The 21693-nt window shown below is 63.0% G+C and carries 25 protein-coding genes; 15 read left to right on the forward strand and 10 right to left on the reverse strand.

Translation table 11 applies throughout. The features are described 5' to 3' along the window. Positions 1-226: 226 nt before the first annotated feature. Positions 227-640 (reverse strand): hypothetical protein, encoded by a 414-nt coding sequence (locus JFC13_RS07675; RefSeq protein WP_232488367.1) that lies wholly within the window; start codon positions 638-640, stop codon positions 227-229. Here JFC13_RS07675 and JFC13_RS07680 point away from each other — a divergent pair. Genes JFC13_RS07680 through JFC13_RS07695 form a run of 4 tightly spaced genes read left to right on the forward strand, consistent with a single transcriptional unit; the run spans position 626 to position 3969 of the window. Beyond that, entirely contained in the window at positions 626-1750 is a 1125-nt protein-coding gene (locus JFC13_RS07680) for a M4 family metallopeptidase (protein WP_198396513.1), read from the forward strand. The two genes, JFC13_RS07675 and JFC13_RS07680, sit on opposite strands and share 15 nt — an antisense overlap. After that, a complete protein-coding gene (locus JFC13_RS07685; protein ID WP_198396514.1) occupies positions 1747-2130 on the forward strand; it encodes a hypothetical protein in 384 nt (127 codons plus the stop codon). The genes JFC13_RS07680 and JFC13_RS07685 overlap by 4 nt, the downstream gene beginning before the upstream one ends. A 49-nt stretch (positions 2131-2179) precedes the next feature. After that, positions 2180-3079 (forward strand): tryptophan 2,3-dioxygenase, encoded by a 900-nt coding sequence (locus tag JFC13_RS07690; protein WP_198396515.1) that lies wholly within the window; start codon positions 2180-2182, stop codon positions 3077-3079. A gap of 44 nt (positions 3080-3123) precedes the next feature. Next, on the forward strand, positions 3124-3969 hold the full coding sequence (locus JFC13_RS07695; protein ID WP_198396516.1) for a PaaX family transcriptional regulator: 846 nt from the start codon (positions 3124-3126) through the stop codon (positions 3967-3969). Between the two features lie 76 nt (positions 3970-4045). Here JFC13_RS07695 and JFC13_RS07700 read toward each other — a convergent pair whose 3' ends face one another. Together JFC13_RS07700 and JFC13_RS07705 are read right to left on the reverse strand one after the other, a co-directional pair. Continuing rightward, positions 4046-4816, reverse strand: coding sequence for an alpha/beta hydrolase (locus JFC13_RS07700; RefSeq protein WP_198396517.1), 771 nt, complete (start codon positions 4814-4816; stop codon positions 4046-4048). After that, entirely contained in the window at positions 4813-5607 is a 795-nt protein-coding gene (locus tag JFC13_RS07705; RefSeq protein WP_198396518.1) for an SGNH/GDSL hydrolase family protein, read from the reverse strand. Before JFC13_RS07705 ends, JFC13_RS07700 begins: the two co-directional genes overlap by 4 nt. Positions 5608-5809: 202 nt before the next feature. On the opposite strand from JFC13_RS07705, the gene JFC13_RS07710 reads away from it, so the two are divergent. Both JFC13_RS07710 and JFC13_RS07715 read left to right on the forward strand, forming a co-directional pair. Next, positions 5810-7090 (forward strand): amidohydrolase, encoded by a 1281-nt coding sequence (locus JFC13_RS07710; RefSeq protein WP_198396519.1) that lies wholly within the window; start codon positions 5810-5812, stop codon positions 7088-7090. After that, positions 7087-8829 (forward strand): threonine/serine exporter family protein, encoded by a 1743-nt coding sequence (locus tag JFC13_RS07715; RefSeq protein WP_198396520.1) that lies wholly within the window; start codon positions 7087-7089, stop codon positions 8827-8829. Before JFC13_RS07710 ends, JFC13_RS07715 begins: the two co-directional genes overlap by 4 nt. A gap of 87 nt (positions 8830-8916) precedes the next feature. Here the strand turns inward: JFC13_RS07715 and JFC13_RS07720 are convergent, their stop codons facing one another. Continuing rightward, positions 8917-9618 (reverse strand): uracil-DNA glycosylase, encoded by a 702-nt coding sequence (locus JFC13_RS07720; RefSeq protein ID WP_198396521.1) that lies wholly within the window; start codon positions 9616-9618, stop codon positions 8917-8919. Positions 9619-9781: 163 nt separating this feature from the next. Here JFC13_RS07720 and JFC13_RS07725 point away from each other — a divergent pair, with 163 nt between their 5' ends. The 6 genes from JFC13_RS07725 (at position 9782) to JFC13_RS07750 (ending at position 15447) form a co-directional block, all read left to right on the forward strand. Next, entirely contained in the window at positions 9782-11248 is a 1467-nt protein-coding gene (locus JFC13_RS07725) for an aldehyde dehydrogenase family protein (protein ID WP_198396522.1), read from the forward strand. 246 nt (positions 11249-11494) lie between these two features. Beyond that, positions 11495-11761: a DUF3263 domain-containing protein gene (locus JFC13_RS07730; protein ID WP_009881872.1), complete on the forward strand. Its 267-nt coding sequence runs from the start codon at positions 11495-11497 to the stop codon at positions 11759-11761. A gap of 2 nt (positions 11762-11763) precedes the next feature. Next, positions 11764-12336, forward strand: coding sequence for a LytR C-terminal domain-containing protein (locus tag JFC13_RS07735; protein ID WP_198396523.1), 573 nt, complete (start codon positions 11764-11766; stop codon positions 12334-12336). A 314-nt stretch (positions 12337-12650) separates the two neighbouring features. After that, entirely contained in the window at positions 12651-12854 is a 204-nt protein-coding gene (locus JFC13_RS07740; RefSeq protein ID WP_009881874.1) for a cold-shock protein, read from the forward strand. A 478-nt stretch (positions 12855-13332) separates the two neighbouring features. Further along, on the forward strand, positions 13333-14970 hold the full coding sequence (gene groL / locus JFC13_RS07745; RefSeq protein WP_198396524.1) for a chaperonin GroEL: 1638 nt from the start codon (positions 13333-13335) through the stop codon (positions 14968-14970). Between the two features lie 93 nt (positions 14971-15063). Continuing rightward, positions 15064-15447 carry a nuclear transport factor 2 family protein gene (locus JFC13_RS07750; RefSeq protein ID WP_198396525.1) on the forward strand — a complete coding sequence of 128 codons (384 nt, stop codon included), beginning with the start codon at positions 15064-15066 and terminating at the stop codon, positions 15445-15447. Positions 15448-15516: 69 nt separating this feature from the next. On the opposite strand, the gene JFC13_RS07755 is transcribed toward JFC13_RS07750, so the two are convergent. Then, positions 15517-16290, reverse strand: coding sequence for a DUF1707 SHOCT-like domain-containing protein (locus JFC13_RS07755; RefSeq protein ID WP_198396526.1), 774 nt, complete (start codon positions 16288-16290; stop codon positions 15517-15519). Between the two features lie 52 nt (positions 16291-16342). Between JFC13_RS07755 and JFC13_RS07760 the strand changes: the two genes are divergently transcribed. The 3 genes from JFC13_RS07760 to JFC13_RS07770 all read left to right on the forward strand — a co-directional run bounded on the left by JFC13_RS07760 (position 16343) and on the right by JFC13_RS07770 (position 18310). Then, positions 16343-17092 carry a TSUP family transporter gene (locus JFC13_RS07760; RefSeq protein ID WP_198396527.1) on the forward strand — a complete coding sequence of 250 codons (750 nt, stop codon included), beginning with the start codon at positions 16343-16345 and terminating at the stop codon, positions 17090-17092. Between the two features lie 178 nt (positions 17093-17270). Beyond that, the gene (locus JFC13_RS07765) at positions 17271-18098 is read left to right on the forward strand and encodes a hypothetical protein (RefSeq protein ID WP_198396528.1); all 828 of its coding nucleotides are present in this window, start codon (positions 17271-17273) and stop codon (positions 18096-18098) included. Beyond that, complete coding sequence (locus tag JFC13_RS07770) at positions 18098-18310, forward strand: RNA-binding S4 domain-containing protein (protein ID WP_101620103.1); 213 nt, start codon at positions 18098-18100, stop codon at positions 18308-18310. The genes JFC13_RS07765 and JFC13_RS07770 overlap by 1 nt, the downstream gene beginning before the upstream one ends. 152 nt (positions 18311-18462) lie before the next feature. Here JFC13_RS07770 and pspAB read toward each other — a convergent pair whose 3' ends face one another. The 5 genes from pspAB to JFC13_RS07795 all read right to left on the reverse strand — a co-directional run bounded on the left by pspAB (position 18463) and on the right by JFC13_RS07795 (position 21628). Beyond that, a complete protein-coding gene (pspAB, locus tag JFC13_RS07775) occupies positions 18463-19062 on the reverse strand; it encodes a PspA-associated protein PspAB (protein ID WP_198396529.1) in 600 nt (199 codons plus the stop codon). A 52-nt stretch (positions 19063-19114) separates the two neighbouring features. Then, positions 19115-20023, reverse strand: a complete 909-nt coding sequence (gene htpX, locus JFC13_RS07780) for a zinc metalloprotease HtpX (protein ID WP_198396530.1) — start codon at positions 20021-20023, stop codon at positions 19115-19117. An 87-nt stretch (positions 20024-20110) separates the two neighbouring features. Beyond that, positions 20111-20395, reverse strand: a complete 285-nt coding sequence (gene pspAA, locus JFC13_RS07785; RefSeq protein WP_198396531.1) for a PspA-associated protein PspAA — start codon at positions 20393-20395, stop codon at positions 20111-20113. Continuing rightward, positions 20392-21138 carry a PspA/IM30 family protein gene (locus tag JFC13_RS07790; RefSeq protein ID WP_198396532.1) on the reverse strand — a complete coding sequence of 249 codons (747 nt, stop codon included), beginning with the start codon at positions 21136-21138 and terminating at the stop codon, positions 20392-20394. The genes pspAA and JFC13_RS07790 overlap by 4 nt, the downstream gene beginning before the upstream one ends. 202 nt (positions 21139-21340) lie before the next feature. After that, positions 21341-21628: a WXG100 family type VII secretion target gene (locus tag JFC13_RS07795; protein WP_198396533.1), complete on the reverse strand. Its 288-nt coding sequence runs from the start codon at positions 21626-21628 to the stop codon at positions 21341-21343. Between the last annotated feature and the right edge of the window lie 65 nt (positions 21629-21693).

The raw sequence follows: 21693 nt of genomic DNA on the forward strand, positions 1-21693 counted from the left end.
CTCAGTTCGGGAGACTGATGAAGTGCCTCATGTCGTGAGCCTTCGCGGCATCGACGCTGCGGGCTCGAGGTCCGCTGCAGTTCGGTGACTGTCTCTGTGCCCGATCGAGACTGACCTTCAGCGGGATCGTCGAGGAAGATCTCGCGGGTGATGGTCGTCGTGCGTTCGACGATCCTGCTGGGGCCCCGATGGCGGGTCGGCGGCCGGATCGGGTTGAGCAAGGTGCTCATGATGGTGTTTCCTCTCCATCGATCAGGGGGAAGGCGTTGAACTGAATCTGCACGGGACGGGATCCGGGGTCGTTGCGGCCGCGGAACTCAGTGACGATTGCGTCGATCGTCTTGTGGACCCGATCGTTGATCTCCCGCAGCTGGGCGGGCGTCGCATGCAGGTTGCTCGTGTCGACCGCCGCGGCATCGGCCCACACATCGGGCAGCAGATCGTCCGAGTTGAGGGCGTCGACGAAGTCCTCAAGTACACGGGTGCCGTTTCTGGTCCACTCGCGCAGAATGAAGCCTGCCGAGGCGCCAGCAGAGGGATCCTCTTTGGCAGTGTTTCGACTGACGTTGATGGCTCCCGGGGAGCGGTCCCACCAATGCACGGGCAGAAGTGGCACCCTGGTCATATGAGCCTTCGACATGTCATCCCGCCCTACCTGCTCGATGCGATCGCCGAACGCGGAGGCGAGAAGTTCCCCCGAGCCGCCCGAGCCGCGCGCAGCTGTCAGGTCTCCGACGAGTCCTCTCGCAAGCTGCGCGCCGAGGGGCTGCGCTACACTCCGGTGGCCACGCCGGATGGGGGAGCACGGGACTCCGAGGGTGAGATGCACTCTCAGGTCATCGGTGCCAGTGCTGGGGTGAACCGACTCATCCACGACGCGCAGGGCACCGAGACCCTGCCGGGAGCCCTCGTCCGCAGCGAGGGCGAAGAATCGGTGTCGGACGAGGCAGTCAACGAGGCCTACGACGGGCTCGGGGCCTCCTATTCACTCTTCGCCGAGGCCTTTGACCGCAACTCGCTCGACGGCAAGGGGATGCCGCTCATCGCGAGCGTCCACTACGGCCAGGACTACGACAACGCCTTCTTCGACGGACGGCTCATGGTCTTCGGTGACGGCGACGACGAGGTCTTCACCGGCTTCACCGGGTCGCTGTCGATCATCGGCCACGAGCTCAGTCACGGCGTCATCAGCCACACCGCCGACCTCGAGTACCTCGGGCAGCCCGGTGCGCTCAACGAACACTGCGCCGACGTCTTCGGAGCTCTGACCGAACAACACGATTCCGGGCAGAATGCCGAGGGCGCCACCTGGCTCATCGGCGCTGGCATCTTCACCCCCGAGGTCACCGGCAAAGCGCTGCGTTCGATGCTCGCGCCCGGAACCGCCTACGATGATGATGTCCTCGGTAAGGACCCGCAGCCTGACCACATGGACCGCTTCGTCACCACAGAGTCGGACAACGGCGGGGTCCATCTCAACTCCGGCATCCCCAACCGCGCTTTTGCGCTCGCCGCCACCCGCCTCGGCGGCCCGGCGTGGGAGACCGTGGGGCAGGTGTGGTTCGCCGTGCTGACCGGATCCGATATCACCACCCGCACCGATTTCGCTGGCTTCGCGGCCCTGACCATCGCCGAGGCGGCCGACCAGTTCGGAGAGGGATCCGACGTTCACGACGCGCTCGTCCAAAGCTGGGACGCGGTGGGAGTCACCGGTGGCGGCGGCCGCGGAAACGTGGGGAGCAGCTGGTGAGTGCGGAGGCGTCTCGTCCGAGCGACTCGGCCGGTGCGAGCGATGGGAGCAGGGCCCGCAGCGACAGCTTCGGCCACCTCGTCGTCGAGCGCAGCGGTGGGATCGGCGGGTTGCTGCTCGTCTGGGACCTCGATATCGACTCGAGTGAGCATCGGGAGGAGATCGGTCCGAAAGTGGCAGAACTCCCGTGGCCGGGCGAGGCGAGCGCGCAGACTGCCGGCGGTTCAGGTGCCGGGGCTGACAGGTATGTCTATGTGATCGAGAGTCGCTTCGGCCTTGTGCGCTTCGGCGAAGCCGAGATGCCGGGGGAGTGGAAGAGCCTCGTCGAGCAGGTGCGCGAGATCGCCGCCCCCGAGCGGCGTAGGCCCGGTGCGAGCTGATGTTGCAGACTTAGTCCGACCGGACGTATATCGCAATACACTGGTTGTCATGACTCATGACGACTCCACCGCGGCCAAGAACGAACGGGATCTCGAAGACGGCATCCACACGGACCTGCGGTCGACGATGACCTACAGCTCCTACCTCAGCCTCGACCGCCTGCTGACGTCCCAGCACCCCGTCAGCGAACCGGTCCACCACGACGAGCTGCTGTTCATCATTCAGCACCAGACCACTGAGCTGTGGTTCAAGCTCGTCATCCACGAACTTCTCGACGCTCGCAACCTCATCGCCACTGACCAGCTCCAGCTGGCACTCAAACGCATCGCCCGAGTCAAGCACATCCAGAAGACCCTCACCGAGCAGTGGTCGGTGCTCGCAACCCTGACACCGAGTGAATACGTCGGCTTCCGCGATGAGCTGGGCCAGTCATCTGGCTTCCAGTCCTGGCAGTACCGGGCCGTGGAATTCCTGCTCGGGAATAAGAACGCCGGCATGCTGCAGGTCTTCGACGGTGAGCCCGAAGCCCGTGCGCAGCTAGAGAAGTACCTCAACGAGCCGAGCGTCTACGACGAGTTCCTGCGTGCCCTCGCCCGCCGAGGCCTTCCGGTTCCGCAGCGACTGCTCGATCGGGATGTGAGCGTGGCGCACACCTTCGACGAGGAGCTTCTCGACTCCTTCCGAATCATCTATGAGAACCCGCAGGACTACTGGCTGGAGTACGAGAGCTGCGAAGAGCTCGTGGATCTGGAGGAGAACTTCCAGTTCTGGCGCTACCGGCACATGCGCACGGTGCTGCGGATCATCGGAATGAAACGAGGCACCGGCGGGTCGAGCGGCGTCGGCTTCCTGCAGAAGGCACTCGACCTGACATTCTTCCCCGAGCTCTTCGACATCCGCACCGGCATCGAAAACGGCCCCGGCACCGCGAATGGTCCGGGGCTCTGAGTCCGATCGTCGATCTCGATCACACTCCCGGCAATCCGACCTCCTTGCTGCGGACCTTCGTCGGACTCCACCTGCGCGAGCTGGGCGGGTGGATTCGGGTCGCCGCTCTGCTCAAGCTCCTCGCCACCGCCGAGGTGTCGAACTCCTCGGCCCGCAGCGCGGTCTCAAGACTCAAGGGCAAGGGTCTGTTCCTCCCCGAGGAGCGGGAGGCAGTGGCCGGGTATCGCTTGGATCCCGCGGCCGTCACCGACCTGGAACGCGGCGATCGCCGGATCTTCTCCTACCGCGGACAGAAGGACGACGAACCCTGGTGCCTCGTGTCCTATTCTCTGCCCGAGGTGGACCGATCCAAACGAGTTCAGCTGCGCCGAGCGCTGACAGGGTTGGGCTTCGGGGCGGTCACTGACGGACTGTGGATTGCTCCGGGGCATCTGCGCGCGGAGGTCGAGGACGCTCTTGAGAACCTCGACGTCCGAGAGCGGGCGACGATCTTCATCACGCAGACACCGCTGACGGCCGAGCCCTTCGCCCGGGCCGCAGCGAAATGGTGGGACCTGGACACGCTCGCTGCCCGGCACACCGAATTTCTTCACCGGTACGAACACGCCGGTTCAGCCCCGCACGCAGAGAGTTCGGCGCCGGACCTGGCGGGTGCAGAACGCACCGGTTCAGCCCCGCAGCCACGTCCCGAACCCAGTGAGGCATTCGTGCTGTGGCTGCGTTGCGTCGACGACTGGAAGACGATCCCCTACGTCGATCCGGGCCTTCCACCCAGCGCCCTGCCCGCGGACTGGCCCGGTCAGAGGAGCGTCAGACTCTTCGCCGAGCTGCGCGCCACGTATGCAGAGCCTGCACGCGCCCACGTCCGGACGGTCGCCGCCGGCGCGTGAGTCCTGCACACGTCGAATCAGCGTGCTGACTTGGGGTCGGCACGGCGCACATCGGCGTGAGCCGGCCGGAGCCGAATCAGCCCAGGAGCGTGTCGACCGTGAGCGGGAAGTAGGGCGATTCGGGATCGACGAGGTCGGCGTGATCGGCACCCTCGGCAATGGTCAGCCGAGCCGGGAACGTCCGTGAGAAACCGATGTCGACAGTCTGATCCCGGTCCCCGTGGAGGATGCGAAGATCCACGCGAGAGGGGATGGACAGCACTCGAGAGCGCGGATCCTCGCGCAGATACGGTGCCAGGTCCGTCTCCGGCCGCGCACCCATGTAGTCGAGCACCGCGCCTTCTCCCAGTCCGTCCGCAACTTCCCGGAACAGATCGGTGACCGGTGCCAAGGGCCGCAGCCGGAACTCGGGTCCGTCCTCGTTCAGGTGGCTCGCCCAGGACAGCACCAGGCATCCACCGGCGGAGTGGCCCGTCACGACGAGATTCTTCCGTGCCTGTGCGTTCACATTCCAGTCCGACAGCGAGCCGTTCGCGAAGGCGATGGCGGCGGTGACGTCATCGAGGCAGTTGGGCTGCCCACCTGCGCGTCGGTACTCGATGAGCACGCACAGCACCCCTGCCTCGGCGAGGGCAACGGCCATAGGCCGGGCATGGGCAAGATCCGTGCGCTGACGGAAGTAGCCGCCGTGGACGAGGATCACCGTCGCCGAGGCGGTGCCCGGGTCGCCGTAGACCTCAAGGAACTGATCGGACTCGGTTCCGTACTCATGCCGGTTAGCCGCCCGCTTCGAACCGAGATCGGCACCGGCGTCGCCCAGGGCGGCAAAGCGCTCGTCCTGTCTCATTCGGGTTTGCGCACGCGTGTCAGTTCGGGAAGCTTCGCATCGAGTTTGTCTCCCGAGGACTGTCCGCGCAAGCGCCGACCGACCCAGGGAGCGAAGTGCTCACGGGCCCATTTCGACTCCTCGCTGACTGCGGCGCGGATCGGCCGAGTCGGACGTGCTGGCATCGCGAACCCTGTCACGGGCAGCGAGTGTCCGCTCTCCAGCGTGGCCAGCGCCTGATCGGCGACGAGATCGTGGCCTTCGGGTGAGAGGTGGATCCGATCATCGGCCCAATTCTCATCGGCGTAGAGCGGGCGCAGGCCCCAGACATCGATCATGTGGCAGCCGTGACGCTGCGCGATCGACCACAGATGGGTGTTGTAGATGCCCACGCGCGGACGTACGGCTCGGATCAGAGGTGAGCTGATCTCCGTGTCGAAGCCGTTGCACATGAGCACCTCGATGCCGGCTTCGCGGAAGGCGACGACAGCGCGTTCGAACTGATCGGCCAGGTCATCGATGTCGGCCGTCGGGCGCAGGCAGTCGTTGCCCCCGCCGCAGAAGCTGACCAGGTCGGGTTTGAGGGCGAGTGCCTTGGGCACCTGCTCATCGATGATCCGATCGAGGAGACGCCCGCGGATGGCCAGGTTGGCGTAGGTGAGCTCGGGGCTGCCGATAGGGGAGTCGACGAGCTTGCCGGCCAGACGATCGGCCCATCCCAAGTAACGGTCCTCTTGGTTGGGGTCATGGTCCATCAGCCCTTCACTGAAGGAGTCGCCGATCGCGACATATGACGTGATGGTCTGGAGCATCGCAGGGTCCTTCTCTCATTGGTTCTCTGACTCCGAACTATACTGAATCGGCCTTGCCGGAATCAGGTCGAACTGCCTTGCCGGAAACAGAACGGACTGCAGCAGACCCCGGCGGCACCACGTCGTGACCGGTGCCGATCGCCTGGCGTAGACTCGAATCGAGACGGATCTCATCTGTGAAGGTCACTGCAAGAGGAGCACAATGTATCGTTCGGTTCCGGTTCCCGAGATCACTGATTTCGCCATCACCAATGCTCGGATAGTGCCCATCGCAGACGCTGACGGCCACCGTGTCGAACCGATCGAATCCGGCACGATCCTGGTCTCGAACGGAACTATCACCTCGGTGGATTCCGGCGCCGACTCCGCACAGAATCTGCCTGCCGGCACGGAGATCATCGACGCCGGTCGACGCTGGGTCCTGCCGGGATTCATCGAAGCCCACGGCCACCTCGGCGTCCATGAGGATGGTGAAGGCTGGTCAGGTGACGATACGAACGAGATGACGAATCCCAATGGTGCCGGCGTGCGTGCCCTCGACGGCATCGACCCGAGTGACCTCGGATTCAAGGATGCACTGCGCGGGGGAGTCACTTCGGCGCTCATCAAGCCAGGATCCGGCAATCCGATCGGCGGGCGCACCGCCTTCGTCAAGACCTGGGGTCGGATCGTCGACGAGATGCTCGTGACGCAGGACCTGTCCGTGAAGTCCGCACTGGGAGAGAACCCGAAGCGCGTCTACGGTGAGAAGAACGTCACCCCGTCCACGCGCATGGGAACTGCGAAGATCTTCCGCGATGCCTTCGTCGATGCGCAGAACTATCAGGCGAAGCGGGCCCACGCCGAAGCCGAAGGCACACCCTTCGAACGTGACCTTGAAAAAGAGACTCTGGCAGATGTCCTCGAGCGAAAACTCGTCTTCGACCAGCACTGCCACCGCGCCGATGACATCGCCACGGCCATCCGACTGTCTGAGGAATTCGGCTACCGACTGGTCATCAACCACGGCACAGAGGGCCACAAGATCGCTGATTACATCGCCGACAAGGGCATCGACGTCATCCTCGGGCCCCTCATGACCAGTCGGTCGAAGGTCGAGCTGCGCGATCGCACTTTGGCCACCGCTGGCGCCTTGGCCAAGGCCGGGGTGCGCATCGCCCTGACCACCGACCATCCCGTCATCCCCATCAACTTCCTCATCCATGAAGCCTCTCTGGCTGTCAAGGAGGGGCTCGACCCGGTCATCGCACTCGAAGCGCTGACCATCAACCCGGCCGCGATCTTCGGACTCGATGACCGGCTGGGCTCACTGGCACCGGGACGCGACGCCGACCTCGTCATCTGGTCCGGTGACCCACTCGACCTGAACTCCCGCGCCGATCAGGTGTTCGTCTCCGGCCGCAAGGTCTTCGAGTTCGACGCCGCAGCAGGTTCTGCCGATGTGGCGGACCCATTTGGCCCGACTCTCATCAGTGAGCCGTGACGGACGACAGCACAGAAGAGGCCCCCACCGCCGAGGTACCGGTCGACGCCCAGTCGTCGTCCGGACCTGAGCACGGTGCGAACCAGGCCGAAGCCGGATCCTCGGCGCTGCAGGAACTGCTCGAACTCTCTCGTCAGCAGCGCCTGCAGGAGCTGCGCGAAGCACCGACAGGAGCGCTGAAGCCCGAGGACGTCGATCCTGCTGGCCCGAAGACATCGAGAGCGACGACAGCCAGATCGAAGCCGAAGGCCGACCATAGAGGCGCCTCCCAGCGGGTCGCCCAGCGCGTGGCCAGACGCACCGTGGGCAGACTCGTCTCCGGTGCCTCGGTCAACACTCAGCCGGTGCCGATCGTCACCGCACTCAAGGGCAGCCCGTACAAAGCTCCGGTGCAGGCCAGCGAGCCCGGAGAGGACGAGGCCAGGATGGTCCTCGACCTCGCGGCCGACATCGCCGCGATCATGATGCGCGCCGGCGCGGGCACCTCCGACATCGAGGTCTCCGTCATCGCGGCGTGCGCGGCCTTCGGGCTCACGACTGCCCAGGTGGACCTGACCTCGAACACCCTCACCGTGCACTATTCGACCTCTGATGGCCGTCTCATGACCGTCATGCGCGTCAACCGGGGCGAATCCATCCACTTTGCGAAGCTCGGCTCCGTGCACAAGCTCGTCACCGACCTGGTTGCCGGAAACCTGGGATTCAATGATGCCCGGAGCCGACTCGACGCCATCAGGTTCCAGCGACGTCCCTATCAGGAATGGTTCGTCACCGGTGCCTGGGGACTGATGGTCGGCAGCCTCGTCGTGCTGCTCGGCGGCGGAGCCGTTGCAGCAGTCCTCGGAATCGTCATGGCGATCTTCATCCGGGAGAGCGGCAAGTTCATCGGCCGCACCAGTCTGCCCAATTTCTTCATCACCACGCTGCAGGCTGCGATCGCGACCCTGGTGGCGATGGTGGCCGGGAACTTCGGCATCATCGAATCACCGCAGTACCTTGTTGCTGCCGGAATCGTACTGCTTTTGCCGACGCAGTCTCTGTATTCGTCTGTTCAAGATGCCCTGACGAATTTTCCGCTCACCGCGGCCGGACGAATGGTGGGAGTGGTCCTGACTCTGGCTGGCATTGTTTCGGGCTTGGCACTGGGAGTGGTGACCGGCGAAGCGATCGGCCTCGACCCGATCGAGGTTCTCGTGCCCAAGACCGGTGTACACGTCCTCACCGCGATCGCCTCGATGATCGCAGCGGCAGTCGTCTCAATGGCGGCCGTCGTCGCCATGCAGTCGACGAGGCGATTCATCCTGCCAGCGGCGTTCGTCGGTCTTGCCTCCTACATCACGATCACCGTGCTGACGGTCCTCGAGATCGACAACGTTCTGGCCAGTCTGCTGGCAGCGACCGTGACCGGTTTCCTGGCTCGACCGCTGTCCCTGCGCTTGGGCGCACCTGCCATCGTGCTCATGATTCCTGCGATCTACACCCTGCTGCAGGGACTGTCGATCTTCACCGCGGTCTATCAGATCGTCGCCGAATCCGAGACGACTTCCTTCGCAGTGGGACTGTCCTCGCTGTTCACCGCAATTCTTGCCAATGCGGCACTGGCCGTCGGTGCTGTGCTCGGCAGCTACCTGGCCCGGCCGCTGAAGAACCTCAAGGCAGACGCTGTGGAGAAGACCGCCGAATCTGCACGCTCGAACGAATCGACGATCACTCTGGACACGGTCGAACCCCGCGACTGAGTGCCGGCACGCCCACTGGCTGCCCGGTCAGTGTTTCCGCGCTCAGCATCGGCCCGCTCAGTGTTGGCCCGCCCAGGCTGGGCCTGGTCAGTCCTGGGGTGGGAGGGCCCAGTCGATGGGCGGTATGCCCTTTTGTCCCAGCAGTTCGTTCGTCCGCGAGAACGGTCGGGATCCGAGGAAGCCTCTGCTGGCTGACAGCGGTGACGGATGCGCGGACTCGATGATCGCGACCTCGGAGCGACCCGATTGCAGCAACGGGGCAAGATTCCTCGCGTCACGGCCCCAGAGAATCGCCACGAGCGGCTGATCCCGGTCGACGAGTGCAGCGATCGCGGTTTCGGTGATGGCCTCCCACCCGCGTCTGCGGTGTGATGCGGGCTCGCCCGGTGAAACAGTGAGCACCCTGTTGAGCAGCATGACTCCCTGTCGTGACCACGCCTGCAGATCACCATGTGCGGCAGGTTCGATGCCCAGGTCGGAGTTGAGTTCCTTGTAGATGTTCGTCAGCGACCGGGGGAGCGGACGCACCTCGGGATCGACGGCGAAGGACAGGCCGATCGCATGTCCGGGGGTCGGATAGGGATCCTGACCGACGATGAGCACCTTCACCTCGGCGAGGGGCTCGGCAAAGGCACGGAACACCTTGTCTCCGCTGGGCAGATAGCTCCTCCCGGCGGCGATCTCCTCCCGCAGGAAATCGCCCATGGCATGGATGCGATCGGCCTGGCCAGACAGCGCCGTGGCCCAATCGGGGGACATGATCTTCGTCAGTTCGGCTGTGGACGTCATGGCCGCGATTCTACCGATGGGGTGAGGCTCGGTGCCGATGTGCACACAACGCAGATCAGGTGTGCATCATCGCCTACCCTCCCGCCATTCTTTTCGGACCCGGGCAGACGATATGCTCGACGACAAGAGTTCATCGCAGAACTGAGTAGGTGAAAGGATCACTATGTCGCAATTTCCCGAGGCCACGAACTGGAAGATGTTCATCGGCGGAGAATGGGTCGAGGCTGCCGACGGTGACAGGAAAGACGTCATCACCCCCATCGATCGCAACGTTGTGATCGCCACTGTGGCCAATGGCAAGGAAGCGGACGCCGATCGCGCCGTCAAAGCCGCTCGGAAGGCATTTCCCGAATGGGCTGCGCTTCCGTTCAAGGAACGTCAGAAGATGCTCATCCGCTGCGCCGATGCACTTGAAGCCGGTTCCGAGGAACTGGCCCAGCTGACCGCGATCGACACCGGAAACGCCATCCGGACACAGGCCCGTCCGGAGACGATCATCCTGGCCGACCTGTTCCGCTACATGGGTGGAGTCGCCGGCGAGGTTAAGGGCAATACGCTGCCTGCCGGAGACGGACAGCTGCAGTACACGAAGCGGGTGCCGCTCGGCGTCGTCGCAGGAATCCTGCCGTGGAACTCACCGCTGATGATCGCCGCCTTCAAGACCCCGGCCGCACTGGCCGCCGGCAACACGATCGTCCTCAAATGCGCCGAGGATGCGCCGCTGACAATTCTGAAGATGGCTGAACTGCTCTCCGACATCCTGCCGGCCGGCGTCCTCAACGTCGTCACCGGCAAGGGCTCGGTCATCGGTGAAGCCCTCAACGTCCACCCCGACGTCGATAAGGTTTCGTTCACCGGTTCGACGAATGTCGGCCGCCACGTCGCTGAACTGGCAGGCGGACGCCTCGCCCATTCTTCGATGGAACTCGGCGGCAAGAGCCCCAACATCGTCTTCCCCGACTCCAACGATGACGACACCCTCCAGCAGGTGCTGCTGTCGACCCGCTTCGCACGCCAGGGTCAGTCCTGCACGATGGGTTCGCGTCTGTTCCTGCACGAGGACATCTACGATGACTTCCTGGGCAAGCTCGTCGACGCAGTGTCGAAGATGAAGGTCGGTGACCCTCGAAACGAGGATTCCGACATCGGCTGCATCATCAACGAGAAGCAGTTCAACCAGGTGTCTGACTACATCGAGATGGGCAAGTCGATGGACGGCGTTGAGATCGCCTACGACGGTTCGGACTCACTCGAAGTCGGCGAACCCGGTTTCTACCACGCGCCCGTCATCTTCTCCAAGGCCAAGAACGAATGGCAGACCAGCCAGGAAGAGATCTTCGGCCCAGTCCTCTCCGTCATTCCCTGGAAGGACGTCGACGAGGTCATCGACATGGCCAATGACAGCGAATTCGGCCTCGCCGCCTTCGTGTTCACGAAGAACGTCGATGCCGCGCTGACTATGGCCAATCGGATCGAATCCGGCTGGGTCCAGGTCAACCAGGGTGGCGGCCAGCTGGCCGGCCAGTCCTACGGCGGAATGAAGACCTCCGGCTTCGGTCGTGAGGCATCGCTGGAGGGCATGCTCGAAGGCTTCACCCAGATCAAGCAGGTCAACATCCGCATCCGCTGATCAGCTCTCGCTCGACAGGCCGTCGGACGACCGGTCGGCACTCTCGACCCACTCTGCTGTGGGTGACTCACCCGAAGTGGTCAGTCACCTGCAGCAGGGTGGGTTGTCTGGTTTTCCGCCTTGAGAGGTGTTGGCGGGGATGGGAAGGCACGCTGGCGGACTCACGACGGCGCGCCGGGAATTTCAGTCCTGCCGTCCGGGCGATAATATAGAGGCAACGATTCATCTCGAAGGAGCACAACGTCTATGCCGCAGAACCAAGGCGCACCCGAACTGAGTGAGCTCGAGGTGTCCGTTTTGGAGTTCGAGCGGCGGTGGTGGAAGTACGGTGGAGCCAAAGATCATGCGATCCGCGAACGGTTCGACATGTCTGCCACAAGCTACTTCCAGATCCTCAATTCCCTGCTCGATAACCCAGCCGCTCTTGCCAGTGACCCGATGCTGGTCAAACGCCTGCGTCGCATCCGCACCACGCGGCAGAGCGAACGAGCACAAGCCCGCGTCTCGAGGTAGACATGACTGACGAATTCGACGAGATCGAAACCGGACGACGCAGCGGAGCCCATCGACAGGAGTCCGCGGCGCAGTCGAATGTCGGTGCCATCGCACTGGTCATCATCCTCGCCCTTGTTGCCGTTCTGCTGGTGGTCGCGGCCATCAACATCATCACCTCGTCAATGAAGGACCCCGAGTCCGACGTCGCCGATTCCGGGTCCGACAAGACCTCCTCGGCGAGTCCATCGCCAAGCGAGAGCGAGGTCAGCGTCGCTGACCCCTCACTCAAGGTTGACGTCCTCAACGGTTCCGGAGTCTCCGGAACCGCGAAGAAGTTCTCCGAGGCGGTGGAGGAGAAGGGCTGGAGCCTTGGCCAGGTCGGCAACTATTCGACAGGGCTGACCGACTCCACGGTCTACTACTCTGATGAGGCGAACGCCTCGCAGGCGAAGATGGTCGCCGAGGCGCTCGGCATCGAGGCCGTCGAGTCGTCGACGGACTTCGACACCGACATCACTGTCGTCATCTGTTCGGATATCGCCGAACGCGGACCCGAACCCAGCGAAGGCGGTTCGGGCGAAGCCGAGGGCTGAAGTTCCGCACGAATCTCAGCGGAAATGAACTCGTCTGCCAGGAGAGATGAACTCTCCGAACGGTCCCATATAACGAATTGGTAACAGTGTTGAGCGGTCGGGGGACCTGTCCGACGCTGGGGTAGAGTTGCATCAGCTAGGCAAGCACTGCCCTTGTGTTCTATTCGTGCTTCACCGAGATCATTCTCCAGAGGTCAATGAGAGAAATCGCGGGGTCGGTTGAGTTTTACTAGCCTCCGTTGTCCGCTGCGTGGCCAGACCGGTTGCAAAACGGGTGATGGAATGTCAATGACACTGCACTGTATGGAGAAGTAATGGCACAAGGTACCGTCAAGTGGTTCAACGCCGAAAAGGGCTATGGATTCATCACCCTGGAAGGCAACAACCAGGACGTGTTCGTTCACTGGAGTGCAATTCAGATGGATGGCTACCGCGCTCTCGAAGAGGGCCAGCAGGTTGAGTTCGAAGTTGGAGAAGGACAAAAGGGTCCTCAGGCGGAATCCGTCACCCTCCTCTGAGACTCACGTACGTAAAGTCTTTTGATCCGCCTCGGCGGGAGGGCGGCTCAGGCCCGAATCCTTTCGAGCGGGGAAAGCGCCAAGCAGGCAACTGCTTGGCGCTTTTCAGTTCTGTGGGAGCAGACTCCACGCAGCAGCATTCCGGTGCATCCACCTCGGGAGCCCGCACCCGCATCCTCCTGGCGCACACTCCTCACGTGTCCGCTCTGTGGAACCCGTTGGAGTTTCGCGCTGGGCCGAACCGCGGAATCACGTGGGAAGCAGCCATTTCGGCCGGTGTGACCCGGCGTCGATATTTGCACTCGCATGGGGAGAGTGCTAAATCTAGTACTGGTGAAAACCTAGGGTTTCTCATCAATCGTTTCGAGAGCGTGGTCCATGTGTGGAATGGAACATGCGGACACACTCTCTGCCGTCGCGGGCGCTGACGATTGCTCTGGATTCCCAATCCACTCCATCAGGGAGGATCTAAGCCACTATGGCAAAGATGATTGCATTCGACGAAGAAGCTCGTCGGGGACTCGAAGCAGGTCTCAACCAGCTTGCGGACGCGGTCAAGGTAACCCTTGGACCCCGTGGCCGCAATGTCGTGCTCGAAAAGCAGTGGGGCGCACCCACCATCACAAACGATGGTGTCTCCATTGCCAAGGAGATCGAACTCGAGGATCCCTACGAGAAGATCGGCGCTGAGCTCGTCAAGGAAGTCGCCAAGAAGACTGACGACGTTGCTGGCGACGGCACCACCACCGCTACCGTTCTGGCTCAGGCTCTCGTTCGCGAGGGACTGCGCAACGTGGCAGCCGGTGCTGATCCGCTCAGCCTCAAGCGTGGCATCGAGAAGGCTGTTGAAGCCGTGACCGCTGTCCTGCTCGAGAACGCCATCGACATCGAGACCAAGGAACAGATCGCCGCTACTGCCGGAATCTCCGCTGGAGATCCTGCTATCGGTGAACTGATCGCCGAGGCCATCGACAAGGTCGGCAAGGAAGGCGTCGTCACCGTCGAGGAGTCCAACACATTCGGACTCGAGCTCGAACTGACCGAGGGTATGCGCTTCGACAAGGGCTACATCTCCGGTTATTTCGTCACCGACACCGATCGCCAGGAAGCTGTCCTTGAGGATCCCTACATCCTCATCGTCAACTCCAAGATCTCGAACGTGAAGGATCTGCTGCCCGTCCTCGAGAAGGTTCAGCAGTCCAACAAGCCGCTGTTCATCATCGCTGAAGACGTCGAGGGCGAAGCTCTCGCGGTTCTCGTGCTGAACAAGATCCGTGGCACCTTCAAGTCCGTGGCTGTCAAGGCTCCTGGCTTCGGAGACCGCCGCAAGGCTCAGCTGGCCGACATCGCCATCCTCACCGGTGGCCAGGTCGTGTCCGAGGAAGTCGGGCTCAAGCTCGACAACGTGACCACCGAACTGCTGGGCACCGCCCGCAAGGTTGTCATCACCAAGGACGAGACCACCATCGTCGAGGGTGCCGGAGACGCCGAGGAGATCGCAGGCCGGGTCGCACAGATCCGTGCCGAGATCGAGAACTCGGATTCCGACTACGACCGTGAGAAGCTGCAGGAACGTCTGGCCAAGCTGGCCGGCGGCGTTGCAGTCATCAAGGCCGGAGCCGCGACCGAGGTCGAGCTCAAGGAAACCAAGCACCGCATCGAAGATGCAGTGCGCAACGCCAAGGCTGCTGTGGAAGAGGGAATCGTCGCCGGTGGCGGCGTCTCGCTCATCCAGGCGGGCAAGACTGCCTTCGCCAACCTCGCACTCGAGGGTGACGAAGCAACCGGTGCCAACATCGTCAAGGTTGCCATCGAAGCTCCGCTCAAGCAGATCGCCACCAACGCCGGCCTCGAAGCCGGTGTGGTTGCCGATAAGGTCGCCAATCTCGAACCCGGATTCGGCCTCAACGCCGCAACCGGTGAGTACGAGGACCTGCTGGCCGCCGGCATCAACGACCCGGTCAAGGTGACCCGCTCTGCTCTGCAGAACGCCGCCTCGATCGCCGGTCTGTTCCTGACCACCGAGTCGGTTGTCGCCGACAAGCCTGAGAAGGCTGCACCGGGTGCTGACGCAGCTGCTGCCGGTATGGACGGAATGGGTGGCATGGGCTTCTGATAAGCCCCTTTCGCTCGAAGAGCCGTGCCGGTGCCCGAAAGGGTGCCGGCACGGCTCTTCTCGGTTCGAAAGCCGTGCAGTAGCCTGGACGGTATGAACTTCACAGGCACAGATTCCTGCGGAAACAGCCCGAAGAACATGTTCGTAGCCAGGTTCGAGGAGAATCTGATCAACGGTGACAGAGAAGCCCTCGCCGAGGTGGTCGATGAGGACTGCATCCTCCAGATCGTGGGCAGCGGGAGAGTGGAGACCAGCACCGGGCGCGACGAAGTCATCGACGCACTGCTGCGCATTGCTGACTCGAAGCCTGCGGCCGGTCATCTCGAAGCTGCCATCACTCACGGCAAAGCAGCTGCGGCCTGGGGCCAGTGGGACTATTCGAGCGACGGCGAGGACATCCGATACTTCTCACACACGCTCTGGTTCCGAAACAACAAGGCCACAGAGTTCGCTCAGATCCGTGTCTTCCACGCCTGAGCGCCCTGAGCCGGGCGCGGGCAGGTTCAGGGACGCCTCCTCAGCGCGTCGCTGCCCGTCACGAGTCGGTCAGTCCCAGGGGTTCCTGCGTCGATGACGACGCTCTCGGCGGCGCCTGCGCATTTCATCGCTGGGAGACACCCCTCCCGGAGCGAATGGAGGGGCCAAAGGGTGCGGAGGCTGCAATCCGTTGCCGAATGTGTCTTCGTAATCCTCGTCCTCATCGACGTTCTTATGTTCCTCAAGCTCACGCTTGGCCTCGGCGTCGCCCAACTGCGCTCGGGCCCGCTTGGTCAGTTCGCGCTTCCTGTTGCGGATGAGGCTCTGCTTGTTGGAGATCTGTGAGATCGCACCGAAGAGCATCGGAAGAATGACGAATATCGGCCAGAAGAATATGAACCTGCCCGTGGCGAATGAGGTGGCGGCCCAGATGGCGAGTGTGACTCCGACAGGACCGGCGAACATACCCAGGAGCGCATTCCGCACGCGGTCCTTGTAGTACTTCTGCGCGGCCGCATCGATCTGCTCGGGAGTGATCGGGATGCGGTCAGTATTCAGGCGGGCCAGAGCTTGGGCACGGGCGGAATCGTCGAGTTCTCCCGGTGCGACCTCGCCCGCTTCGGAGATGATGAGATCCTGTACGAGGTCGGGGACCTCTCCCAGAGTCTTCAGACGGTTGGCGGCCTCGCTGCGTTCGTCGAATTCCTCGGCGTCGATCTGACCCAGCGCAAACGCCTCGGACAGCACATCGGTCACGACTGCGCGATCGGCATCCGAAGCGCGCACCTGCCCATAAGCGCGGGGATCCACGCTGAATCGTGACCACAGTGGCGAACTGTTCATGACACTTACTGTAACCCCGCCCAGATAGAGAGCCTGCACTATGATGGTGCAAATGGAACCCGTCGTCGTGCTCATTGTGTTCGCGGTGTTCCTAGGGGCAGTGTCGCAGCGTGTCACCGGAATGGGATTCGGCCTGGTCAGCGGCCCGTTCCTCGTGCTTCTGCTCGACCCGTTCTCCGGCGTCGTCCTCGTCAACATCTGCGGCATCATCGCCAGCGGCACGGTGTTCGTCCGCACCTGGCGAGAAGCCGAGTGGAGCAGTTTCTGGAAGCTGTCACTGGGGGCACTCATCGGCACGATTCCCGGAGCCCTCCTGGCCGCAGCCCTCCCAGCGCCACCGCTGCAGATCCTTATCGGCCTGCTGATCATCGTCTCCCTCATCAGCTCCATGGTCATCGGCCGAATCGGCAAGACGATGCCCGCGAATTTCGGAACGAAGTTCACCACCGGCCTCCTCTCGGGAACGATGTCGGCGGCCGCAGGAGCGGGCGGGCCCGCCGTCAGCGCCTATGCTGTGCTGACGCAGTGGGATCAGCGAACATTTGCCGCAACCCTGCAGCCGTTCCTCGTCGTCGGGACTACCTCGGCGGTCATCTTCAAGGCCGTGTTCGACCACGGCGCATGGCCGCAGTTGGCGGTACCGACCTGGTTCGGGATCGCGGCGGTCCTCGTCGCAGGACTTGTCGGCGGGGACTGGTTGTCGAAGAAGATCGATTCCTCGACGGCCCGGGTCGCCATGATCGTCCTTGCCCTCGGCGGGGGAATCGCGACCCTCGTCAAGGGGCTGGTCCACCTGGGCTGAACGCCTTCCCGACTCCTCGTGATGTAGGCATAGACACCTGTGATGAGCGTGTTGGGCGCTCATCTGAGAGCGATTTTCGAGCCCGCGGGCTGAGCTGACACAAGGGTTCGGTTCAGTCGCTTGTCAGACTCGTCCGGCATACTGATTGGTGACTCGTTTTGCTGGGGAGGCATAGATCGTGGGAGCAGTATTCCTGATAATACTCGTGGTGCTCGGCACCATTTTCTTCGTTGGCTACCGCAAGGAGAAGCACCGTAAGAAAGAGCTCGCCGCCGCCGAGCTCCAGCAGGTGACAAAGACCGCTGAAGAGGATGTCACGTCCTTCGGCGAGGAAGTCGCCGAACTCGATATCCTCACCGCCGGAGTCGAACTCGACACGGGCGGCTCGCAGGACTACAAGCAGGCCTTGGACTCCTATGACATTGCCAAGGAGACGCTCGACAACGTCGACGAGCCCTCCGACATCCGCAGCGTCACCGAAGCCCTCGAAGACGGTCGCTACGCCGCCAAATGCGTGCGTGCCCGCGTTGACGGAAAGCCTCTGCCCGTGCGCCGTCCCCCATGCTTCTTCAACCCGCAGCACGGACCCTCGGTCGAAGACATCGACTGGGCGCCTGCTGGTGGCCAGCTGCGACCTGTTCCCGTCTGTGCCGCCGACGCCGAGCGCGTGGCAGTGGGTGCCGAACCGGCTGTCCGCAAGGTCGTGACCGGTGACGGACATACTCGCCGGGCCTACTGGGAAGCAGGACCGGCCTACGCCGAATACAACCGCGGATACTTCAACTCCTATGCAGGTTCGGGGCTTCTGCCCGGCGTCCTCATGGGCTCGATGATGTTCGGCGGCATGGGCGGCGGCTGGGACGGCGCCTATGGCGACGCTGGCGGTGGTGACGCCGGTGGTGGCGATGCCGGCGGCGACGGCGGCGGATTCTTCGGTGGCGGAGACGGTGGCGACGGAGGCGGTCTCTTCGGCGGAGACGGGTTCGATCTTGGAGACCTGTTCTGATGGAGACGATTGAGATCCGCGGCGATTCGATCAAGCTCGGTCAGCTGCTCAAACTTCATGGTGTCGCCGAACACGGCGCGATGGCCAAAGATATGATCGCCGACGGCGAAGTCGTGGTCAATGGTGAGGTCGAAACTCGCCGAGGTGCCACGATTCGTCCCGGAGACACCGTCGAAGCCCTGGGCGAGGTCATCGAGGTCTCCGCCGAGTAGGCTCCACAACCACAACCGCGAACACAGCATCTGATGCAGAAGGGACGTCCCCGCGGGGACGTCCCTTCTGCATTGCTGATTCTCAGTGCCTGTGGGTCATTGCGACGGTCTGCGTCTGCGGAGAGAACCTCCGGGCCGCTGACGTGAAGACGTCAGGGCCGCTGATTGGCCTCTGGTGTGTCATTGAGCCCGGGAGCATCCCAGAGGGCTGACCAATTGGATGTGTCCTCTTCGAACGGAAGCTCGTTGGACAGTACGCCGCGCACCTGGATCTCCAGGGGGTTGTCGCGCTGCTTGGGCCCTGACTGTGCGAACGGATAGAACGTGCCGCGCTTGTATTGGTAGACGAGTGCCAGGCGGCGCCCATCCGGGTTCGCGAAGTACACGGTCGAGCACAGCAGCATCGTGTCGAAGCCCTGGCTGACCAGAGCCGAGTTCACGGCGTGCAGATTGGTGACGAGGTTGACCACCTCGGCGTCGGTGTCGGAGACGACCTGCCAGGTGTAGCCGAACCCGTCGTTCTGCTGGGTCACGTTCGCAGCGGGGTCCGAGCCGATGAGGGCGATGCTCTCGGTCTCAGCGGACTGGAACGCCGCCCCTTCGACCTGTCGGAACGCCACGGCCCCGACGCCGGTGGGCTTGAAGCCTGTCGCAGCCTCGAGCGTCAGTGCGGCGGGTGGCAGTGCGAAGAGGTCGTCGAGGTTGGCACGCTTCGGTTTGGAACGGCCCAACAGAGCGTCGAAGAAACCCATGAAACTCCTAGTGGATGTCGGTCAGTGCGGTTGTGATGTCTGCGGGCGAAGCTCACTGGGGCTGTGAGAGCTGCCCGGAGATCCGCGCCAGCTGCTCCAGGCGCTTGTCGAGCGAGGGGTGTGTGGAGAAGAGCTGTCCGAGGGCGGCCTTGCCGCTGACGGCGGGAATGAGCGCCAGATGATTCGCCGAGGAGGAGGCACGCAGGTCCTTCTCCGGGATCTTGCTCATGTCGCCGCTGAGCTTGGTCAGCGCAGAGGCCAGAGTCGAAGGTGCGCCGGTGAGGATGGCGGCGGCCCTGTCGGCGGCAAGCTCGCGGTAGCGCGAGAGGCTGCGGATGAGGAGGAACGAAAGTCCGTAGACGACGGCACCGACGAGGATGAACAGCAGCTGGATGGGGACGCCGCCGTTGTTGTTCGATCGTCCGAAGCTCATGTAGTAGCCGGCTCGCATCATGAGAGCGGCCACGACACCGGTGACTCCAGCGACGGTCATGATGGTGACGTCGCGATGGGCGACGTGGGAGAGCTCATGTGCCAGCACGACCTCGACCTCATCGCGGTCGAGCTTCTCGAGCAGCCCGCGTGTCACGCATACGACCGAGCGCTCCGGCGAACGGCCGGTGGCGAATGCGTTGGGAATGGCTGAGTTCGAGACCGCGACGCGCGGTTTGGTCGAATCGGCGAGCTGGCAGAGTCGGTCGATCATCGTGTGCAGCTCCGAGGCTTCCTCGGGGGAGACTTCCCGTGCACCCATCGCCTTCATCGCGATCTTGTCGGAGAAGTACCACTGGAAGAAGAACGCGCCGGCGCTGACGAGGACCGCGATGATCACGCCGCCGGTGCTGCCGCCGAGCATCCACCAGATGGCGAGGATGAGGATCACGTAGATGAGTCCGTTCAGGAAGATCGTCCACCCCATACGCATGGTGAGTCCGTTGTCCTTGACGAAACGATTCTTCATCGTGATTCCTCTCTGGGTGTGGCAGTTCCGGCCCACGGCCTTGGGTTAAGGCAGTGGGCCGGAGTCACCGATATCAAACTGTGTGGATCAGGCTGGATCTGGGATGAAGCCTTCACCGGTGAGGAGCTCTGTGATTTCCTGCAGAGTCGCATCGACGAACGGCACGACGGCCTCACTCGTTCCCAGATAGTCGTCCGAGACGGGCTTTCCGTGTCCGACGACGTAGTCGTGGAGGGCATGCAGAGCTTTTCGGGCGGCCTCTTCATCGGCGCCGTTGACGGCGTCTTCAACCTGGTTGTCGTATTTCTGCAACAGGTTCTGGTCGACGTCGGCGATGTCGAACTGCCCCTCGCCCATGATGCGGATGATCATTGCTTGTCCTCGCCTTCAAGCGACTGCTGCTGCTTGTCGGAGGATGCCGGCAGCGAGTCACGCATCCGGTTGAGCTCCATCTCCACGTCGTTGTCGCTTGAGAGCGCATCGAGCTGTGCACTGATGTCGTCCTTCGACGAACCAGTGACATCTTCCAGTGCGCCCGAAGCGATGAGCTCGTCGACGGCACCGGCACGAGCCTGCAGTGAAGCGGTCTTGTCCTCGGCGCGCTGGACTGCGAGTCCGACGTCGCCGAGCTCCTCGGAGATGCCGGAGAAGGCTTCGCCGATCTTCGACTGTGCCTCGGCCGCGTTGTACGTGGCCTTGAGGGTCTCCTTTTTGGTGCGGAAGGCATCGACCTTGGCCTGCAGACGCTGCGAGGCCATCGTGAGCTTCTGCTCCTCGCCCTGCAGCCCCTCGTGCTGGCCCTGCAGATCGGTGATCTGCTGGTCCAGCCCCGACTTCCGGGTCAGTGCCTCACGGGCAAGGTCCTCGCGGCCCATCTCCATGGCCTTCTGGGCCTGGCCGCTGAGCTTGTTCTGCTGCTGTTCGAGCTGAGTGATCTGCAGTTCGAGGCGCTTGCGGCTGGTGGCGACATCGGCAACACCGCGGCGTACCTTCTGCAGCAGCTCAAGCTGCTTCTGATATGAATAATCGAGAGTTTCATTGGGGTTCTCGGCTTTGTCCAGCGCCTTGTTGGCCTTGGCGCCGAAGATCGCCGCGATCCTTTGGAAGATGCTCATCCGTAGTCGACTCCTGCATTGGTCTTGACCCGACGGTGCTGACCGCTGGTCTCCGAAGCTGGAGGAACGTAGCCGACGCCGCCGCGAACTATCGTTATCAGCCTACTAATAAAGGCTGACAATTTGCCAGACGCGGACACAGAACTCGAACCGACGCTCTCAGCGGGAATTCGCGGGGAACGAGAGGCTGCATGGTGAGTGCTCACGGAGCGAAGAGTCGGGAGTTCGCTGCCTCGACCTCCGAGTACTGCGCGGCTGCCGTGTTGAGGGCCCCGTGGATCGAGGTCAGCGATTCGAACAGCTGCTTCTGCGCGCCTTCCCACTCATTGATGACCGTCTGGAAATTCTGTGCCGCACTGCCCTTCCAACACTCCTGCAGGGCCAGAAGATTCCTCAGCATCGTATTGGATTCGGCAACGAGGGTGCGGGCGGTCCCTGCTGTGGCGGCGGCTGCGGATGAGACGCGCTCGGCATCGACTTCGAAACTCATGATTTCTCCTAACGGTGGGGCACCGGAGCTCGGAATGAGGCACCGGGTCACATCTCAGCATCGCG

The sequence above is a fragment of the Brevibacterium antiquum genome (assembly GCF_016107655.1).
Taxonomy (GTDB): domain Bacteria; phylum Actinomycetota; class Actinomycetes; order Actinomycetales; family Brevibacteriaceae; genus Brevibacterium; species Brevibacterium antiquum.

What these genes read in the sequence shown, in the direction of transcription:
- JFC13_RS07740 (WP_009881874.1), top strand. Translation starts at nt 12,651, where the DNA reads ATGGCACAAGGTACCGTCAAGTGGTTCAACGCCGAAAAGGGCTATGGA.
- JFC13_RS07790 (WP_198396532.1), bottom strand. Translation starts at nt 21,138, where the DNA reads ATGAGCATCTTCCAAAGGATCGCGGCGATCTTCGGCGCCAAGGCCAAC.
- JFC13_RS07730 (WP_009881872.1), top strand. Translation starts at nt 11,495, where the DNA reads ATGCCGCAGAACCAAGGCGCACCCGAACTGAGTGAGCTCGAGGTGTCC.
- JFC13_RS07680 (WP_198396513.1), top strand. Translation starts at nt 626, where the DNA reads ATGAGCCTTCGACATGTCATCCCGCCCTACCTGCTCGATGCGATCGCC.
- groL (WP_198396524.1), top strand. Translation starts at nt 13,333, where the DNA reads ATGGCAAAGATGATTGCATTCGACGAAGAAGCTCGTCGGGGACTCGAA.
- JFC13_RS07720 (WP_198396521.1), bottom strand. Translation starts at nt 9,618, where the DNA reads ATGACGTCCACAGCCGAACTGACGAAGATCATGTCCCCCGATTGGGCC.
- pspAA (WP_198396531.1), bottom strand. Translation starts at nt 20,395, where the DNA reads ATGATCATCCGCATCATGGGCGAGGGGCAGTTCGACATCGCCGACGTC.
- JFC13_RS07755 (WP_198396526.1), bottom strand. Translation starts at nt 16,290, where the DNA reads ATGAACAGTTCGCCACTGTGGTCACGATTCAGCGTGGATCCCCGCGCT.
- pspAB (WP_198396529.1), bottom strand. Translation starts at nt 19,062, where the DNA reads ATGGGTTTCTTCGACGCTCTGTTGGGCCGTTCCAAACCGAAGCGTGCC.
- JFC13_RS07770 (WP_101620103.1), top strand. Translation starts at nt 18,098, where the DNA reads ATGGAGACGATTGAGATCCGCGGCGATTCGATCAAGCTCGGTCAGCTG.
- htpX (WP_198396530.1), bottom strand. Translation starts at nt 20,023, where the DNA reads ATGAAGAATCGTTTCGTCAAGGACAACGGACTCACCATGCGTATGGGG.
- JFC13_RS07700 (WP_198396517.1), bottom strand. Translation starts at nt 4,816, where the DNA reads ATGAGACAGGACGAGCGCTTTGCCGCCCTGGGCGACGCCGGTGCCGAT.
- JFC13_RS07735 (WP_198396523.1), top strand. Translation starts at nt 11,764, where the DNA reads ATGACTGACGAATTCGACGAGATCGAAACCGGACGACGCAGCGGAGCC.
- JFC13_RS07710 (WP_198396519.1), top strand. Translation starts at nt 5,810, where the DNA reads ATGTATCGTTCGGTTCCGGTTCCCGAGATCACTGATTTCGCCATCACC.
- JFC13_RS07675 (WP_232488367.1), bottom strand. Translation starts at nt 640, where the DNA reads ATGTCGAAGGCTCATATGACCAGGGTGCCACTTCTGCCCGTGCATTGG.
- JFC13_RS07705 (WP_198396518.1), bottom strand. Translation starts at nt 5,607, where the DNA reads ATGCTCCAGACCATCACGTCATATGTCGCGATCGGCGACTCCTTCAGT.
- JFC13_RS07690 (WP_198396515.1), top strand. Translation starts at nt 2,180, where the DNA reads ATGACTCATGACGACTCCACCGCGGCCAAGAACGAACGGGATCTCGAA.
- JFC13_RS07795 (WP_198396533.1), bottom strand. Translation starts at nt 21,628, where the DNA reads ATGAGTTTCGAAGTCGATGCCGAGCGCGTCTCATCCGCAGCCGCCGCC.
- JFC13_RS07760 (WP_198396527.1), top strand. Translation starts at nt 16,343, where the DNA reads ATGGAACCCGTCGTCGTGCTCATTGTGTTCGCGGTGTTCCTAGGGGCA.
- JFC13_RS07750 (WP_198396525.1), top strand. Translation starts at nt 15,064, where the DNA reads ATGAACTTCACAGGCACAGATTCCTGCGGAAACAGCCCGAAGAACATG.
- JFC13_RS07725 (WP_198396522.1), top strand. Translation starts at nt 9,782, where the DNA reads ATGTCGCAATTTCCCGAGGCCACGAACTGGAAGATGTTCATCGGCGGA.